General features: G+C 68.1%; 15 protein-coding genes and 1 riboswitch. Of the genes, 9 read left to right on the forward strand and 6 right to left on the reverse strand.

The annotated features are described in order from the left end of the window. Positions 1-11: 11 nt before the first annotated feature. From AB3347_RS00365 to AB3347_RS00380, 4 genes are all read right to left on the reverse strand, one after another. On the reverse strand, positions 12-446 hold the full coding sequence (locus AB3347_RS00365; RefSeq protein ID WP_369089791.1) for a biopolymer transporter ExbD: 435 nt from the start codon (positions 444-446) through the stop codon (positions 12-14). 15 nt (positions 447-461) lie between these two features. After that, on the reverse strand, positions 462-1,145 hold the full coding sequence (tolQ, locus tag AB3347_RS00370; RefSeq protein ID WP_369089792.1) for a protein TolQ: 684 nt from the start codon (positions 1,143-1,145) through the stop codon (positions 462-464). Positions 1,146-1,177: 32 nt separating this feature from the next. After that, positions 1,178-1,582, reverse strand: a complete 405-nt coding sequence (gene ybgC, locus AB3347_RS00375; protein WP_369089793.1) for a tol-pal system-associated acyl-CoA thioesterase — start codon at positions 1,580-1,582, stop codon at positions 1,178-1,180. A gap of 248 nt (positions 1,583-1,830) precedes the next feature. Beyond that, positions 1,831-2,577 carry an SDR family oxidoreductase gene (locus AB3347_RS00380; protein WP_369089794.1) on the reverse strand — a complete coding sequence of 249 codons (747 nt, stop codon included), beginning with the start codon at positions 2,575-2,577 and terminating at the stop codon, positions 1,831-1,833. 147 nt (positions 2,578-2,724) lie between these two features. Beyond that, a riboswitch (ZMP/ZTP riboswitch) is annotated at positions 2,725-2,840 on the forward strand. A gap of 97 nt (positions 2,841-2,937) precedes the next feature. On the opposite strand from AB3347_RS00380, the gene glyA reads away from it, so the two are divergent. The 9 genes from glyA to AB3347_RS00425 all read left to right on the forward strand — a co-directional run bounded on the left by glyA (position 2,938) and on the right by AB3347_RS00425 (position 9,953). After that, the gene (glyA, locus tag AB3347_RS00385) at positions 2,938-4,185 is read left to right on the forward strand and encodes a serine hydroxymethyltransferase (protein WP_369089795.1); all 1,248 of its coding nucleotides are present in this window, start codon (positions 2,938-2,940) and stop codon (positions 4,183-4,185) included. Between the two features lie 62 nt (positions 4,186-4,247). Continuing rightward, positions 4,248-4,706, forward strand: a complete 459-nt coding sequence (nrdR, locus tag AB3347_RS00390; protein WP_277488312.1) for a transcriptional regulator NrdR — start codon at positions 4,248-4,250, stop codon at positions 4,704-4,706. A 180-nt stretch (positions 4,707-4,886) separates the two neighbouring features. Continuing rightward, positions 4,887-5,420 (forward strand): type IV pilus modification protein PilV, encoded by a 534-nt coding sequence (gene pilV, locus AB3347_RS00395; protein WP_369089796.1) that lies wholly within the window; start codon positions 4,887-4,889, stop codon positions 5,418-5,420. Further along, a complete protein-coding gene (locus AB3347_RS00400) occupies positions 5,417-6,355 on the forward strand; it encodes a PilW family protein (protein ID WP_369089797.1) in 939 nt (312 codons plus the stop codon). The genes pilV and AB3347_RS00400 overlap by 4 nt, the downstream gene beginning before the upstream one ends. An 8-nt stretch (positions 6,356-6,363) precedes the next feature. Further along, entirely contained in the window at positions 6,364-7,143 is a 780-nt protein-coding gene (locus tag AB3347_RS00405) for a hypothetical protein (RefSeq protein ID WP_369089798.1), read from the forward strand. Next, on the forward strand, positions 7,140-7,589 hold the full coding sequence (locus tag AB3347_RS00410) for a type IV pilin protein (RefSeq protein ID WP_369089799.1): 450 nt from the start codon (positions 7,140-7,142) through the stop codon (positions 7,587-7,589). The genes AB3347_RS00405 and AB3347_RS00410 overlap by 4 nt, the downstream gene beginning before the upstream one ends. Before the next feature lie 10 nt (positions 7,590-7,599). Next, positions 7,600-8,157, forward strand: a complete 558-nt coding sequence (locus AB3347_RS00415; protein WP_369089800.1) for a GspH/FimT family pseudopilin — start codon at positions 7,600-7,602, stop codon at positions 8,155-8,157. A gap of 68 nt (positions 8,158-8,225) precedes the next feature. Further along, positions 8,226-9,314: a bifunctional diaminohydroxyphosphoribosylaminopyrimidine deaminase/5-amino-6-(5-phosphoribosylamino)uracil reductase RibD gene (ribD, locus tag AB3347_RS00420; RefSeq protein ID WP_369090500.1), complete on the forward strand. Its 1,089-nt coding sequence runs from the start codon at positions 8,226-8,228 to the stop codon at positions 9,312-9,314. Positions 9,315-9,326: 12 nt separating this feature from the next. Continuing rightward, positions 9,327-9,953, forward strand: a complete 627-nt coding sequence (locus AB3347_RS00425) for a riboflavin synthase (protein WP_369089801.1) — start codon at positions 9,327-9,329, stop codon at positions 9,951-9,953. A 128-nt stretch (positions 9,954-10,081) separates the two neighbouring features. On the opposite strand, the gene AB3347_RS00430 is transcribed toward AB3347_RS00425, so the two are convergent. Together AB3347_RS00430 and AB3347_RS00435 are read right to left on the reverse strand one after the other, a co-directional pair. Beyond that, positions 10,082-13,009 (reverse strand): M16 family metallopeptidase, encoded by a 2,928-nt coding sequence (locus AB3347_RS00430; protein ID WP_369089802.1) that lies wholly within the window; start codon positions 13,007-13,009, stop codon positions 10,082-10,084. Positions 13,010-13,135: 126 nt separating this feature from the next. Next, positions 13,136-15,811 (reverse strand): EAL domain-containing protein, encoded by a 2,676-nt coding sequence (locus tag AB3347_RS00435; protein WP_369089803.1) that lies wholly within the window; start codon positions 15,809-15,811, stop codon positions 13,136-13,138. Between the last annotated feature and the right edge of the window lie 84 nt (positions 15,812-15,895).

The raw sequence follows: 15,895 nt of genomic DNA on the forward strand, positions 1-15,895 counted from the left end.
ACATCTGTTCGTCATTTGGTCGCGAGACCCACCCGGTTGATACCCATCTTCTTCGCTTCGGAGATCAGCTGGATCACATCGTCGTATTTGCTGTCGCGGTCGCCCTCGATCAGGACCGGATAGTCCGGATGCTCTTCGTGCAGGGCGCGCAGGCGCTCGAGCAGGGCGGTGCGGTCGGCCACGTCTTCCGGCGCGATCTTCTGCTTGCCGCCGACACCGATCGACAGCCGGTTGTCGGACTGGACCGAGACCCGGATATAGGTATCCGGCGGCAAGCTGGTCTTCTCGGCGCTGGGCAAATTGACGACGCTCGGCACCTCGTTGGCCGGCACCGCCATGAAGATGATGAGCAGCACCAGCATCACGTCGATGTAGGGCACGACGTTGATCTCGGACTTGAATTTGCGCTTGCGTCCGCCGCGCATGCTGCTGCTGGAAAAGGCCATCCTCGTTCTCCCCGGTCAGCGCGCCTGGCGCTGCAGGATGTTCGAGAATTCCTCGACGAAGCTCTCGAAGCGGATGGCCAGGCGGTCGATGTCGTGGGTGAAGCGGTTGTACGCCACCACCGCAGGAATCGCCGCGAACAGGCCGATCGCAGTGGCGATCAGCGCTTCGGCGATGCCGGGGGCGACGATCGCCAGCGTTGCCTGCTGGACGCTGGCCAGGCCGCGGAAGGCGTTCATGATGCCCCATACGGTGCCGAGCAGGCCGATGTAGGGCGAGACCGAACCGACCGAGGCCAGGAAGTTCAGGTGAGTGTCGAGGGCGTCGAGTTCGCGCTGGAAGGCGGCGCGCATGGCGCGGCGCGAACCGTCCAGCACCGGGCCCATGTCGTTGGCGTCGCGGGCGGCCTGCTTGCCCTTGATGAATTCGCCCATGCCGGCTTCGAAGATGCGGGCCAGCGGACCGCTCTGGTCACGCTGTGCGCTGGCGCTCTGGTGCAGGGTGTGCAGGTTGCCGCCGGCCCAGAAGCTGCGCTCGAAATGCTCGGTCTGGCCGCGCGCCGCGCGCAGGGCGAACACCTTGCGGAAGATATAGGTCCAGCTCACCACCGAGAGGATCAGCAACAGGGCCATGATCAGCTGCACCAGGATGTGGGCATTGCTGATCAGGTGAATGAAAGAGAGGTCTTGGGTCGCGGTCATCGGGTCTGGATGTGTTGTCTGATTTTCAGTATTTATGCGGCGCGCATTTTAACAGCAGCATGGTCGGGGAGCGCACGCGGGCGCATGGTGGCGGTATCGACGCAGCCGACCTTGACGCTGGCGCTGGTCAGCAGCACATCGCCTTTCCACGCCTGCTGGGCGAACTGGACCGACGCGCGGCCGAGCTTTTCGACCGTCGTGCGAATGGTCAGCACATCGTCCAGGCGCGCCGGCGCATGGTAGTCGAGGGAAGCGCTCTTCACGACAAAGGCGGCGCCGTCGGTGTCCAGCAATTCCTGCTGGCCGACGCCGGTCGCACGCAGCCATTCGGTGCGCGCACGTTCGAAGAACTTCAGGTAATTGGCGTAAAACACGATGCCACCGGCGTCGGTATCTTCGTAATAGACCCTGACTGTCCAGTCAAAAGCTAAAGGCATTTCCCCTGCCATTAAATGAAAATAGGAAACATTTTACGCGATTTTTCTCCTCCTTATGTACGCTGACGAACGTAAGGAGGGAATCGGTTCGGGCGTGCCTTTACTAAAAGCAGTGTTGATGCGCAGTAGTAGACGTGAAACATAGCCGAAAGGCCAATTACTGTAACACTTTCTCACAATTGCTGAGTGCTCGATACATGAGGGCAACAAAGTGTCGAGGCGGACAGCCTTGCGGCCGCATCCGGGAATCAGCTGCGCTTGATGGAAAAAGGCGAGAAGCCCTGGCAGGTCGGCATCAGTTCGATGCTGTTGACGTTGACGTGCGGCGGCAGGGTGGCGATCCAGTAGGCGGTGTTCGCGATGTCCTCGGCCGTGAGCGGCACCGTGCCTTCGTACACCTTGGCGGCGGCCGCATCGTCGCCCTTGAAGCGCACGTTGGAGAATTCGGTGCCGCCGCACAGGCCCGGCGCCAGGTTGGTGGCGCGCACCCCGGTGCCGACCAGGTCGGCGCGCAGGTTCAAGGTGAATTGCTCGACGAAGGCCTTGGTGGCGCCGTAGACGTTGCCGCCCGGGTAGGGGTAGTGGCCCGCCACCGAGCCGAGGTTGATCACCAGGCCGCTGCCGCGCGCCACCATGCCCGGCAGTACGGCGCGGGTCATGGTCACCAGGCCCTGGCAGTTGGTGGCGATCATGGTGTCCCAGTCTTCCAGCGGCACTTCGTGCGCCGGCTTGGTGTTCAGCGCCAGCCCGGCATTGTTGATGAGCACGTCGATGTCGCGCCAGCCTTCCGGCAGTCCGGCCAGCGCGGCCTCGATCGAGGCGCGGCTGGTAACGTCCAGCGTGACCGGCAGGGCAGCTTCGCCCAGTTCGCTTGCCAGTTCGGCGATACGCTCGGTGCGGCGCGCGGCCAGGATCGCGCGGTGGCCGTTGCGGACGAAAATGCGCGCCATCGCGGCGCCGAAGCCGGCCGAAGCGCCGGTGATGAAGACGATCATGGTGGGTCCTGGAGAGCAGAGGAGCTGAAAATTGTAGCCGAAATGGCTACCAGCCTGCTGGCGCCGCATTGCGCGCCCGGGAGCTTGCAAAGCAGACAGCACTTTTCTTGCCCTAAGGGGCCCGGATCACATACAATCTTCTCAATTTACGTCTCACGTAACTGGCGAAACACCGTGCGCTGCGCTCCTTTGCCGCGCCCGGCAAAGGTGGACACCCACCGGGGAACGTGAGATGCCATTCGCCGTTCGCCTGGGCAGCCACCAACGGTACGTGTCGTATCGCGGGCTGCCTGTGCGCCTGCCGGTCCCGCCACTTACGCGCTGCCCGTTGCCTGGTATTTCTCTCGATTGGAGTTTTACATGTTTGCCAAAGATCATACGCTCGCCAATATCGACCCGGAACTGTGGGATGCCATCCAGAAGGAAAACGTTCGCCAGCAAGATCACATCGAACTGATCGCTTCGGAGAACTACACCTCGCCGGCGGTGATGGAAGCGCAGGGTTCGCAACTGACCAACAAGTACGCCGAAGGTTACCCGGGCAAGCGCTACTACGGCGGCTGCGAATACGTCGACGTCGCCGAGCAGCTGGCGATCGACCGCCTGAAGCAGCTGTTCGGCGCGGAAGCCGCCAACGTGCAGCCGAACTCGGGCTCGCAGGCCAACCAGGGCGTGTTCTTCGCCATGCTGAAACCTGGCGACACCATCATGGGCATGTCGCTGGCCGAAGGCGGCCACCTGACCCACGGCATGGCCCTGAACATGTCCGGCAAATGGTTCAACGTCGTTTCCTACGGCCTGACCGAGCAGGAAGACATCGATTACGAGGCCATGGAACGCCTGGCGCGCGAGCACAAGCCGAAGATGATCATCGCCGGCGCGTCCGCTTTCGCGCTGCGCATCGACTTCGAGCGCTTCGCAAAAATCGCCAAGGAAGTCGGCGCCTACTTCATGGTCGACATGGCCCACTACGCCGGCCTGATCGCCGCCGGCGAATACCCGAACCCGGTGCCGCACGCCGACTTCGTCACCTCGACCACGCACAAGTCGCTGCGCGGCCCGCGCGGCGGCATCATCCTGATGAAGGCCGAATACGAGAAGCAGATCAATTCCGCGATCTTCCCGGGCATCCAGGGCGGTCCGCTGATGCACGTGATCGCCGGCAAGGCAGTCGCCTTCAAGGAAGCGCTGTCGCCCGAGTTCAAGGAATACCAGAAGCAGGTGGTCAAGAACGCCGCCGCGCTGGCCAACACCCTGACCGAGCGCGGCCTGCGCATCGTGTCGGGCCGCACCGAGTCGCACGTGATGCTGGTCGATCTGCGTTCGAAAGGCCTCACCGGCAAGGAAGCCGAAGCGGTCCTCGGCCAGGCCCACATGACCTGCAACAAGAACGGCATCCCGAACGACCCGCAGAAGCCCTTCGTCACCTCGGGCATCCGCCTGGGCAGCCCGGCCTTCACCACCCGCGGCTTCAAGGAAGAAGACGCGGTCAAGGTGGGCCACCTGATCGCCGACGTGCTGGACAACCCGCACGACGCCGCGACCATCGAGCGCGTCAAGGCGGAAGTGAAGCAGCTGACCGACAAGTACCCGGTCTACGCCAAGTAAGAAGCAACCCTGGGCCGCGCAGCGCATGTTCTTGTGCGGCCCATTTTGAAGCATCCGGCGCCATGAAATGTCCGTTCTGCCAGCACGAAGATACCCAGGTCCTCGACACCCGCGTGTCCGAGGAGGGGGACGCCATCCGGCGGCGCCGGCGCTGCGCGAAGTGCGACAAGCGCTTCACCACCTACGAGCGCATCGAACTGTCGATGCCGATCATCGTCAAGAAGAACGGCAGCCGCACCGAATTCTCGTCGAACAAGCTGCGCGACAGCCTGATGCTGGCGCTGAGGAAGCGCCCGGTCGCGGCCGAAGCCATCGACACCGCGGTCGCCACCATCGAAGAAAAGCTTCTCACCAGCGGCCGGCGCGAGGTCGACACCGGCTATGTCGGCGAACTGGTGATGCAGGAACTCAAGCGGCTCGACAAGATCGCCTACATCCGCTTCGCCTCCGTCTACAAGAACTTCGAGGACTTGGCCGAGTTCCAGGAAGCGCTGGCCGAAGTGGGCCACCCGCGCAAGTAATTTTCTCTAAGTAAGTCCCGCAGGCCTGCGCCCATCGCGCCGTCCCACGATCCCAGCAGTTCCCCGGACACGATTGCGCCAGCTCACGGCTCGCCTTTGCTCGCCTGATAACTTCGCAGCTCGCAGGTGGCGGTCCGTATCGGGGCGCCGCCCGATTCTCGATGCCGACAGGGGAGGAATATGGTGCGCAAGCGAGTGCAGGCAGGCTGGCACGGATTCACATTGGTCGAAGTGCTGGTCGCGCTGTTCGTGCTGGCCGTCGGCATCGTCGGGGCGGGCGCCACGCAGCTGAGCGCCGAGCGCACCCGCCAGCAATCGGCGCTGATGTCCGAGGCGGCCCAGCTGGCGGCCGCACTGGGCGCGCGCATGCAGGTCAATCCCGCGGTCGCCGGCTTGCCCGACGGCGCCAATCCCTATCTGGCCTTCGCCTACGATGCTGCAGAGGGCGCGCCCGCGTCCGACGCGCACTGCTTCGGCAGCGCCGGCTGCTCGCCGTCCCAACTGGCCGAGTTCGACCTGCACGAGATCCGCCAGGCTGTCCACGCGCACTTCCCGCGCGGCCGCATCGCCGTGTGCCGCGACGGCGCGCCCTGGGACGGCGGCGCCAGGCGCTATCGCTGGCATTGCGACGGCGCTGCCGGCGCGCTGCCGGTCGTCAAGCTGGGCTGGCAGGGCACCGGCGACGCCCCCGGCTATGTCGGGGTGATCCGATGAGTATCCCTATGCTGCGCCAGCGCGGCATGACGATCGCCGCGCTGCTGGTCGCGATGACGATCGGCCTGGGCGTGCTGCTGGCCGCCGCCAGCCTGTTCATCTGGGCCAACCGCGCTTTCGCCTCGCAGGCGGAAACGGCGGCGATGGACGAGGCCGGACGCTACGCGCTGGAAGCGATCGCCCGTGCGGTCAGGCAGTCCGCCGCAGCCGACTGGGAGGGTAACGGCGGCGGCCCCGATCCGGCGGCGCCTGCGCGCCTGGCCGGCCTCGATGCGCACAGCGTCAGCAAGGCCGGCTTCGGAATCGACGGCGCCAGCGGCGCGAACGCCGTCAACGGCAGCGACGTGCTGGCGGTGCGCTTTCCGGGCACCGGCGCGCCGCCCAACGGCGACGGCACCACGCTCGACTGCGCCGGCTTCAGCGTGCACCGCAACGAAGAGGGCTGGAGCATCTTCTACGTGGCCCGCAATGCGCAGGGCGAGTCCGAGCTGCGCTGCAAGTACCGCGGCGCCGGCGCCTGGTCGGCCGACGCCGTGGTGGGCGCGGTCGACGGCTTCCAGGTGTTGTATGGGCTCGACGGCGACGCCGACGGCGCGCCCGAGCGCTACGTGAACGCCACCGCGCTGGCCGAGCTGGATGCCGCGCTGGCGCTGGCCGGCGCCAGCGCGGCCGAGCGCGAAGCCGACCTGCGCCGGCGCACGCACTGGAAGCAGGTGGCGAGCGTGCGGGTGGCGCTGCTGCTGCACGGACCGGCCAGCAGCCTGGCCGGCGCACGCGATGCCGTCTACGACCTGTTCGGGGGCGACTACGGCGCGCTGGCGGGCGGCGACGATGCCGGCACGCGCCTGGGCGAAGACGCCTTGTCGGGCGCGGATGCGCCGCGCTACCGCAAGGTGTTCGGCACCACGATCGCGCTGCCGGCGCGCAGCCGCTGAGGGCCAGCATGAAGACCCCGACCCGGCAGTCAAGGCCACCGGCGCGGCAGTGCGGCGTCGCGCTGCTGGCCGCTCTGCTGCTGATGCTGGCGGTGCTGGCGACCAGCATCGCCGGCGCGCGCACGGCCACCAGCGGCGCCCGTGCCGCGGGCCATGAGCGCGACCGGCTGCTGGCCCTGAGCGGCGCCATGGCGGCGCTGGTGGATGCCGAGCACGACATCGAGGGCGGGGCCGACCCGGCCTCGGCGCGCGCCGCGGCGCTGGCCGGCGCCACCGCGGACGCATTCGCCGCCGGCTGCCATGGCGGCGCACCCTACGAGGGCCTGTGTGCGCATGCGCTGGACGCCGGCGACATCTTCGTCGCACTGGCGGACGAAGCAGGGCCGGCGGTCGCGCTCGGGACTTTCACCGGCACCCGCATCCCGACAGGAGAATCTGCGCTCGCAGCCAGTGCGCCGCGCTATCTCATCGAACGCATGCCGGCCGCGCAGGGAAGCCTGCTGTACCGGGTGACCGCGCTCGGCTTCGGCAGCGTGGCGACCACCCAGGTGGCGGTGCAGGCCTATTACCGCAAGCTGCTCGCACCCGGCGCGGCCGGACCGGCCGGACCGGCCGAACCGTCCGGAGCGGCAAGCGCAGCGGCGCAATCCCCGGTCCCCGGGCTGGCGCCCGCGCCGGACACGCCGGGCGGGCCGGGCATGCGCGTCGGCTGGCGCGAAATCGGCAATTGGCACGAGGCGGTGGCGGCAGCGGCAGCGGGCGCGTCGGCAAAGGCGGAGCGGCAATGACGAGACAAGACGGATTCACCCTGGTCGAGATGCTGGTGGTGCTGGCGATCGTGGCCATCCTGGCGGCGGTGGCCTACCCGGGGTATGCGCGCCACGTGGTCAAGAGCCGCCGCGTCGAGGCCCAGCTGGCGCTGGTCGAGGCCATGCAGCGCCAGGAACAGTACCGCGCGCTGCACCATACCTACGCGGCATTCTCCGCCTCGGCCAGCGACGCGGACGGCGAGCAGTTTCGCTGGTGGGTCGGCGCGCGTCCCGAAGACAGCGCCTACGAGCTCGACGCCCAGGCCTGCGACGGCCAGGAGATCAGCCAGTGCATCGAACTGCGCGCCCGGCCGGGAACGCCGAAGGTCGACGCCCGCTTCAGCGATCCGGACTGCGGCACCCTCACGCTCGCCAGCACCGGCGCGCAGGGCGCCAGCGGCAGCGGCGCGCGCTGCTGGCCATGAGGGGGCGCCGATGAAGCGTCCGCGCTGCCGGGGCGCCACGCTGGCCGAGCTCGCCGTGGTGCTGGCGATCGCCTCCGTGGCCTATGCGGTCGCGGCGCCGGACCTGCATGCGCTGGTCGCCGGCCAGCAGCTGAAGGCCGCGTCCGGCGAACTGCTGGACGCCATCGCGGCCACCCGGGCCCAGGCCATCGCGCGGGGAGAGCAGGTCAAGCTGGCGCCGCGCGACCCGCTTGGGGCCGATTGGACCCAGGGCTGGACCGTCTTCATCGACCGCGACGGCGACCGCCAGCCGGGCGCGCCAGACGAGCTGCTGGCCGTGCACGGTCCGCTGCCGCCGGGCCTGCGGGTCGACTTTTCCTTCACCCAGTCTGCGCCGCCGCAGTACATCGCCTACAATGGCGCCGGGCGCAGCTGCAGCGACACCAACAGCAGCGCGGCGCGGCTCGGCACGCTCTCGCTGTTCCACGGCGGGCAGGTCCGCCGTATTAAAATCAACATGCTCGGGCGTGTGCGGATCTGCAATCCGGCGCGCGACAATGGCTGCGACGGCCCGGGGGCGCCGCAGTAAGCACCTCGACAGCGGAACGAAACACTTTGGCAAACGACAGAGCACAGATTCTCGACGACACCGACGGCATGGCGCTGGCCCTGGCCTGGGCCGCGAAAGGCATGTACATCACGGCGCCGAATCCGCGTATCGGCTGCGTGATCGTGTGCGACGGCCGCGTGATCGGCGCCGGCCACACCCAGCCCGCCGGACAGGCCCATGCCGAGATCCAGGCGCTGCGCGACGCGGCGCAACGCGGCCATGACGTGCGCGGCGCCACCGCCTACGTAACGCTGGAGCCGTGCAGCCACCATGGGCGCACGCCGCCCTGCTCGAATGCGCTGGTGCAGGCCGGACTGGGGCGCGTGGTGGCGGCCATGACCGACCCGAATCCGCTGGTGGCGGGCCGCGGCCTGGCCCAGCTGGAGGCGGCGGGCATCGCGGTCAGCGCGGGCCTGCTGGCCGACCAGGCCCATGAGCTGAACATCGGCTTCTTCTCGCGCATGCGGCGCGGCCTGCCCTGGGTGCGCCTGAAGGTGGCCGCCAGCCTGGACGGCGCCAGCGCGCTGGCAAGCGGCGAGAGCCAGTGGATCACCGGGCCGGACGCCCGTGCCGACGGCCATGCCTGGCGTGCCCGCGCCCAGGCCATCGTCACCGGCATCGGCACCGTCAAGGCCGACGATCCGCAACTGACGGTGCGCGGTATCGACACGCCATTGCCGCCGCGGCGCGTGATCGTCGACAGCCGCCTCGAGATCGACCTTGGGGCGCGCATCCTGCAGGGCGAGCCGTGCTGGGTCGTGGCCGCCGCAGAGCAGCCGGAGAAAGCGGCGGCGCTGCGCGCGGCCGGCCATGAAGTCATCATGCTGGCCAACCCGCAAGGCAAGGTCGACCTGCCGGCGCTGATGCGCGAACTCGGCCGGCGCGAGATCAACGAAGTGCACGTCGAAGCCGGGTCGAAACTGAACGCATCGATGCTGCGCGAGGGCTGCGTCGACGAACTGCTGGTCTACCTGGCGCCCAGCCTGATCGGACCGGGGCAGGGCATGTTCGCGCTGCCGCCGCTGGCGCGCCTGGCCGACCAGCACCGCCTGCGCTTCCACGACCTGGCGCGGGTCGGCGAGGACATCCGCATCCTGGCCCGCTTTGCGCCCACGCATACTGAAATCACTACCTAGGAATAAATTCACATGTTTACTGGAATCGTCGCCGCAGTCGGCAATATCACGTCGGTCAAGCCGCTCGAAGGCGGCAGTTTTGCGGGCGTGCGCCTCGACATCGACGCCGGCCCGCTGCCCCTGGCGGACGTCGCGCTGGGCGACTCGATCGCCATCAACGGCGCCTGCATGACCGTGGTGGCCAAGACCGACAAGAGCTTCACCGTGGACGTCTCGCGCGAGAGCCTGAACAAGACCGCCGGGCTGGAAACTCCGGGCGAGGTCAACCTGGAAAAGGCGCTGACCCTGGCCGAACGCCTGGGCGGCCACCTGGTGTCCGGGCACGTGGACGGGCTGGGCGTGGTGCACAGCTTCGAGCCGGTCGGGGAGTCGCGCGAGCTGGTGATCGACGCGCCGTGGGAACTGGCCAAGTTCCTGGCCTATAAAGGTTCGGTGGTGGTCAACGGCGTGTCGCTGACCGTGAACCGGGTCGAGGATCTCGCCGTGGCAGGCGCCAAGGTCTGCCGCTTCTCGATCAACCTGATTCCGCACACGATCGAGGTCACGACCCTGAAGCACCTGCGGGCCGGTTCGAAGGTGAACCTGGAGATCGACCTGATTGCGCGCTACGTGGAGCGGATGTTGTCCGCGCAAAAATAATTGCCAGGGTGGCCGGCTCGGCCGGCCGCGCATTGCGCCTGAACCGGAGTAGCCACACTTGCCGCAGGAGTGGACCCGCGGTCGGCGAAGCGTGGTCCAGTCCACTGCACTGGACCACGCCTACGAGATCAACCGCCCGACGCGGTGTGTTTGCTGCTGGATGCCGCCACGGCGGTCGCCGCCGGCGCCTCTGGATTGAGCACCACCTGCACGTAGTTCTGCGCGTTGAAGTAGCGCCGCGCCGCCGTGCGGATGTCCTCGGCCGACAGCGCCTGCACCTGTTGTTCCACCTGCAGGATCGAGCCCGGGTCCGTCCCTTCGCTCAGCGCCGTCTGCAGGTGCCCCAGCCAGTAGCCGTTCTCGCGCAGCGAGCGGCGGTGGTTCTGGATCCAGTTGCTCTTGACCTTGTCCAGGTCGGCCGCGGCCGGCCCGTCCTGCTGCAGCTTCTCGATCTCGGCGAAGGTCGCGGCGATCACCTTGTCCACGTTTTCCGGCCCGGTGGGCAGGGTTACGCCGATCGAATAGTTCCCGTAGGGGATCTTGCTCAGTACGCCAGAAGCGCCGCCGCCGTAGATCAGGGACATTTTCTCGCGCAGCACGTCGATGATGCGCAGGTTGACCACCTCGAGCAGGGCCGACAGGCGCAGCTGTTCGGCTTCGCTGAACTCGGCCGCGCCGGTGAAGCTCAGCGAGATCGTGCTCTTCGGCTCGGTGCCGCTGCGCACCTCGCGCTTGACCACGCCCTGCGCCGGGCGCAGGCCGACGTCGCGGTAGGCCACGGTGAGCTCGGGCGTCGGCAGGCTGCCGAGGTAGGTCGCCAGCAGCGGCTTGATGGCGGCCGCATCGAAACTGCCCACCAGGATGAAGGTCAGGTCGCGGGCGGAGGAGAAGCGCTGGCGGAAGATCTCGATGCTGCGGTCGAGGTCGATCTGCTCGTATTCTTCGGCCTTCAGGGTGCGCGGCGCCCTCGGGTGGTTGTTGTACAGCGCGGACATGACCGCGTCGCCGAAGCGCGCGCCCGGCTGGGCGGTCTGGTTGCGCGCCAGTTCGGCCTGCTTGCCGACGTAGGAGCGGAACAGGTCCTCGTCGCGCCGCACGCCGTTGAACTTCAGCCAGGTCAGCTGCAGCATGGTCTCGATGTCGGTGGCGCCGGACGCGCCCACCACCACGTCGGTGTAGTTGGCCAGGCCGACGTTCACCTGCGCCGCCTTGCCGGCCAGGATCTTGCGCATGTCGAGCGGGGTGAAGTCTTGCACGCCCATGCTGGCCACGATGGCGTTGGCGAAGCGCGCGTTCAGGATGTCCTGGTCGCCGAACAGGCTCTGGCCGCCGAAGCGCGCGGCGCTCATCATCACCTGGTCGTTGCGGAAGTCGGTCGGCTTGAGGATCACCTTGACGCCGTTCGACAGCGTCAGGTGGGTCAGGCCGAGCGCCTTGTCGTGCGATTCGGCCACGATGCTGCCGGGCTTGGGCGGGCGCTCCATCAGGCGCGCCGCCACCGCCTTCTCGTCGTGCGGCTGCAGGTCGGCGCGCTGGGCCGCGGCCACGGCCGCCAGCAGCTGTTGGCCCTGCGGCGTCTCCGGGCGGCTCACGCCCGTGTACAGCACCAGCTTGCCGGAATCGGCGGGGATGGTGCGGCGCGCATAGGCGTTCAGTTCGTCGAGCGTGATGCCGGGCACCAGTTCCTTGACGTAGCGGTATTCGGTGTCGATGCCGGGAATCGCTTCCTGCTGCAGGAAATTGCGGATGTACTCGGCGGCATAGGTGCCCGAATCGCTCTTGGCGCGCTCGTTCCAGGCCTGTTCGTAGGTGCGCATCAGGTTCTTCTTGACCCGCTCGAGTTCGCCCGCACCGAAGCCGAAGCGGCGTGCGCGCTCGTTTTCGGCGACCAGGGCGGTGAGGGCGGCTTCGGCGCCGCGCGGTCCCAGCGCGGCCGAGGCATTGTAGGAGCGGTAGCGCGGGGTCAGCTTGCCGAGCGAGCTGCTGGCGCCCATGAAAGGCGGCTCGGGCAGTTGCGCCAGTTCCTGCAGGCGCTGGTTGAGCATGGCCGAGAACAGGCTTTGCACGAGGTCGTCGCGGTAGGCGCGGATGGTGCCGGCTTCGTGCACCGGCTGCACCGGGTAGCGGATCAGCACCGCGTTGCCGGTCGCTTCGGGGTCGGTCACCACCAGGGCCTCGGTGGCCTGGCGCGCCGGGATCTCGGCATAGGGGCGCGGACGCGCCGGCTTCGGGTTTTCCAGGTGCGCGAAATGCTGCTTGACGAGTTTTTCGGCCTGGGCCGGGTCGATGTCGCCGACCACCACCACCGCCATCAGGTCGGGACGGTACCAGTCGCGGTAGAAGCGCTGCAGGGCGTCGGGCTTGAAGTTGCGCAGCACCTCTTCGGTGCCGATCGGCAGGCGCTCGGCATACCTGGAGCCGTTGAAGATCGCCGGCATGATCTGCTTGCCCATGCGGTCCGAGGCGCCCTTGCCGAGGCGTAGCTCTTCGAGCACGATGCCGCGTTCCTTGTCGATGGCCTCCGGGGCCAGGTCGAGGCCGTGGGCCCAGTCTTCGAGCACCTGGAAGGCCCTGGACACGTGTTGCGGGTTATCGGTCGGGATTGGCAGGATGTAGACGGTCTCGTCGAAGGAGGTGTAGGCGTTCAGGTCGGCGCCGAAGCCGACGCCGATCGACTGCAGGTAGGAGACCAGCTCATGCTTGCGGAAGTTGGTGGAGCCATTGAAGGCCATGTGCTCGACGAAGTGGGCCAGGCCGCGCTGGTCTTCGTCTTCGAGGATGGAGCCGGCCTTGACGACCAGGCGCAGCTCGAGCTTGCGTTCGGGGCGGGCGTTGCGCTGGATATAGTAGGTCAGGCCGTTGGCAAGCTTGCCGACCTTGACCTGCGGGCCGACCGGAATGGCGGCGTCCAGGCGCAGTGGCGCGAGGTTCCGGGGCGCAGCCTTCGCGCCGGCAAGCGCCGTGGCGGGCTTCGCGGCGGCATGCGGCGCGACCGCCAGCACCTGCGCGCACAGCAGCGCGGCCAAGCACAGGCCGCGCACGAAATTCTTGCTCATTCAGGATCCAATCATGAGGACGAGCATGCATTCTACCGCGCGCGCCGGGCGGCACTGTTGCGCTCTTGTATATGCATGTCAAAACTGCGGCATGTCAAAACTGCGGCATGTCAAAACTGCGGCATGTCAAATTGCGACGTGCCCCTTGGCCAGTATGCGGGCCATCTCGTGGGCCGGCACCGGGCGGCTGTACAGGTAGCCCTGCATTACGTCGCAGCCGATCAGGCCGAGGAAGTCGCGCTGGCCGACCGTTTCCACGCCTTCGGCCACGACCGACAGCGACAGGCCCTGGGCCAGCGCGATGGTGGCCTGGGCGATCGCCGCGCTGCGCTGCTCCACCGTGATGTTGCGGACAAAATTCTGGTCGATCTTCAGCTTGTCGAGCGGGAAGCGCGACAGGTAGCCGAGCGAGGAGTAGCCGGTGCCGAAATCGTCCAGCGACAAGGACACGCCCATTTCGCGCAGCTCGGCCATCTCGGCCTCGGCCACGGCGCTGTCGCCCAGCATCACGCTTTCGGTCAGCTCCACCTCCAGGTAGCGCGGCGCCAGGCCGCTCTCGAGCAGGGCCTTGCGCACGATCGCGCTCACCGAGCCGGCCTTGAACTGGGTGGCCGAGACGTTGACGGCCACCCGCACCGGCGGCAGGCCGGCGTTTTGCCAGGCCTTGTTCTGGAAGCAGGCCTGGCGGATCACCCACTCGCCGATCGGGTGGATCAGGCCGGTATCCTCGGCGAGCGGGATGAAGTCGCCCGGCGGCACCGCCCCGATCTCGGCGCTGCGCCAGCGCAGCAGGGCTTCCATCCCGACCACGGCGCCGTCGATGCGCGAGACCTGCGGCTGGTAGTGCAGGGCCAGCTCGTCGCGCTCGATGGCGCGCCGCAGGCGCGTCTCCAGCGCCAGCCAGCGCAGCGCCTGGGCGTTCATCTCGCCCTTGAAGAAGCGGAAGCCGTTGCGGCCGGCGTTCTTCATCTCGCTCAGCGCCGCGTCGGCCGCCTTGAGCAGGTCGCCGGGCGCGCTGCCGTCGCGCGGGAAGATGCTGATGCCGACGCTGCCGGTGACCACCACGTCGTGCCCGCCCACCGAATGCGGCTGGGCGATGGCGTCGATCAGGCGGCGCGCGGCCAGGATGATGTCCTCGGTGTCGCGGCAGCTGGTGAGCAGCAGGACGAACTCGTCGCCCGACAGGCGCGCCAGGGTATCGGTGGGGCCGGCGATGGCGCCGACCCGGCGCGCCACTTCGCGCAGCACGGCGTCGCCCGCCGCGTGCCCGAGGCTGTCGTTGATGCGCGAGAGGCGGTCGACGTTAAACAGCAGCAGCGCCAGTTGGCCGTCGCCCTGGCGCGCCGCCGCCATGGCCTGCTGCAGGCGGTCGTTGAACAGCGAGCGGTTCGGCAGCAGCGTGAGCGCGTCGTGGTTGGCCAGGAAGTCGAGCTGGTGGTGCGCCGCCTTCAGGGCCGACAGGTCGGTCGATACCGCCACGTAGGCGGTCAGCTTGCCGGCTTCGTCGCGCACCGCGCTGATGCTGGTGCGTGCCGGGTAGACCTCGCCGTTCTTGCGGCGGTTCCAGATCTCGCCGCGCCACTGGCCTTCGTGTTCCAGGCAGTGCCACATGTCGCGGTAGAAGCCGGCATCGTGCCGTCCCGAGCGCAGGATGCGCGGGGTTTCGTCGAGCACCTCGGATTCGCGAAAGCCCGTGATCTGCTCGAAGGCCGGATTGACCGCGACGATCCTGGCGTCGGCGTCGGTCATCATGATGCCTTCCTGGGTGCTGTCGAACACCTGGCGCGCCAGTTCGAGCCGGTGCTCGCTCTCGCGCAGGGCCTTGTCGGCGTCGGCGCGCGCCAGCGCTTCCAGCTGCAATTGGGCGGCGTGGCGCTGGACCACGTCGTACAGGTTCAGGTTTTCGTAGGCCACCGCCAGCTGGGCGGCCAGCGCCGTGGCCCAGCGCTCTTCCTCGTCGGTGAAGCTGGGGGCGCCGGGACGGCGCGCGCAGTACAGCCAGCCATGCGGGTGCTGCAGGTCGTGCACCCGCAGGCCGAGAAAGCTGCCCATGGCCGGATGGCAGGACGGCATGCCGCCCAGCAGCGGATCGCCCTCGGACAGGCGCAGCGGCGCGCGGGCGCGCAGCAGCATGCCGGGCAGCCGGCCTTCGTCCAGGGCGTGCGCGGCCAGCAGGGTGGGGTCGAGAACCCAGGTGTCGAGGTGGCGCACGCTGCGCTCGCCCCGGTCGAGCAGGCACAGGGCGGCAAAGTCGGCATGCAGCACGCGCCGCGCGGCGTCGAGGAAGGATGCGGCCAGGGTCTCGACGCGACGCTCGCCGATCAGGGCCAGGCACATGCGTTCCAGCTCGGCCAGGCGGGCGCCGAGGTCGAAAGGGAGGGCGCGCTCGGCTTCCCGGGGGGGCTCCGGCACCGCCGGCGGCGCGGCATCATGCAGCATGCCGAGCTCGGCCTGGATGGCGTCGAGGATCTGCTGCGGGTCGGCCGGCTTGGGCAGCACGGTGGCGACGCCGCAGCGCTCTGCCATCGCCCGCGTCTCGCGTTCCGCATACACGGCCGAAAAGAAGATCACGCGGACGCCGCGCAGGTCGGCGTCGCCGCGCAGTTGCTGCACCAGTTCGTAACCGTCCATCACCGGCATGAGCAGGTCGGTGATGACCAGGTCGGGGCGTTGCGCGCGCGCCAGCGCCAGCGCGCGGGCGCCGTCCTCGGCTTCCAGCAGCCGGTGCTCGGTAAAACCGAGCAGCGCCCGCAGGAAGGCGCGGTTGCTCGGCCGGTCGTCGACGATCAGGATCGTGGCCATTCAGTCCCGCCTTTCCGGGGAAAGGGGACAGCGACTGAACGAACGCGGAAGGACCGCCATGACAACTCCAGAAATTTGCCGGGA

Source organism: Massilia sp. X63 (genome assembly GCF_041023745.1).
Classification (GTDB): Bacteria; Pseudomonadota; Gammaproteobacteria; order Burkholderiales; family Burkholderiaceae_D; genus Telluria.

What these genes read in the sequence shown, in the direction of transcription:
- AB3347_RS00435 (WP_369089803.1), bottom strand. Translation starts at nt 15,811, where the DNA reads ATGGCCACGATCCTGATCGTCGACGACCGGCCGAGCAACCGCGCCTTC.
- ybgC (WP_369089793.1), bottom strand. Translation starts at nt 1,582, where the DNA reads ATGCCTTTAGCTTTTGACTGGACAGTCAGGGTCTATTACGAAGATACC.
- pilV (WP_369089796.1), top strand. Translation starts at nt 4,887, where the DNA reads ATGGTGCGCAAGCGAGTGCAGGCAGGCTGGCACGGATTCACATTGGTC.
- AB3347_RS00405 (WP_369089798.1), top strand. Translation starts at nt 6,364, where the DNA reads ATGAAGACCCCGACCCGGCAGTCAAGGCCACCGGCGCGGCAGTGCGGC.
- AB3347_RS00410 (WP_369089799.1), top strand. Translation starts at nt 7,140, where the DNA reads ATGACGAGACAAGACGGATTCACCCTGGTCGAGATGCTGGTGGTGCTG.
- AB3347_RS00365 (WP_369089791.1), bottom strand. Translation starts at nt 446, where the DNA reads ATGGCCTTTTCCAGCAGCAGCATGCGCGGCGGACGCAAGCGCAAATTC.
- ribD (WP_369090500.1), top strand. Translation starts at nt 8,226, where the DNA reads ATGGCGCTGGCCCTGGCCTGGGCCGCGAAAGGCATGTACATCACGGCG.
- AB3347_RS00415 (WP_369089800.1), top strand. Translation starts at nt 7,600, where the DNA reads ATGAAGCGTCCGCGCTGCCGGGGCGCCACGCTGGCCGAGCTCGCCGTG.
- AB3347_RS00430 (WP_369089802.1), bottom strand. Translation starts at nt 13,009, where the DNA reads ATGAGCAAGAATTTCGTGCGCGGCCTGTGCTTGGCCGCGCTGCTGTGC.
- AB3347_RS00425 (WP_369089801.1), top strand. Translation starts at nt 9,327, where the DNA reads ATGTTTACTGGAATCGTCGCCGCAGTCGGCAATATCACGTCGGTCAAG.
- tolQ (WP_369089792.1), bottom strand. Translation starts at nt 1,145, where the DNA reads ATGACCGCGACCCAAGACCTCTCTTTCATTCACCTGATCAGCAATGCC.
- glyA (WP_369089795.1), top strand. Translation starts at nt 2,938, where the DNA reads ATGTTTGCCAAAGATCATACGCTCGCCAATATCGACCCGGAACTGTGG.
- AB3347_RS00400 (WP_369089797.1), top strand. Translation starts at nt 5,417, where the DNA reads ATGAGTATCCCTATGCTGCGCCAGCGCGGCATGACGATCGCCGCGCTG.
- AB3347_RS00380 (WP_369089794.1), bottom strand. Translation starts at nt 2,577, where the DNA reads ATGATCGTCTTCATCACCGGCGCTTCGGCCGGCTTCGGCGCCGCGATG.
- nrdR (WP_277488312.1), top strand. Translation starts at nt 4,248, where the DNA reads ATGAAATGTCCGTTCTGCCAGCACGAAGATACCCAGGTCCTCGACACC.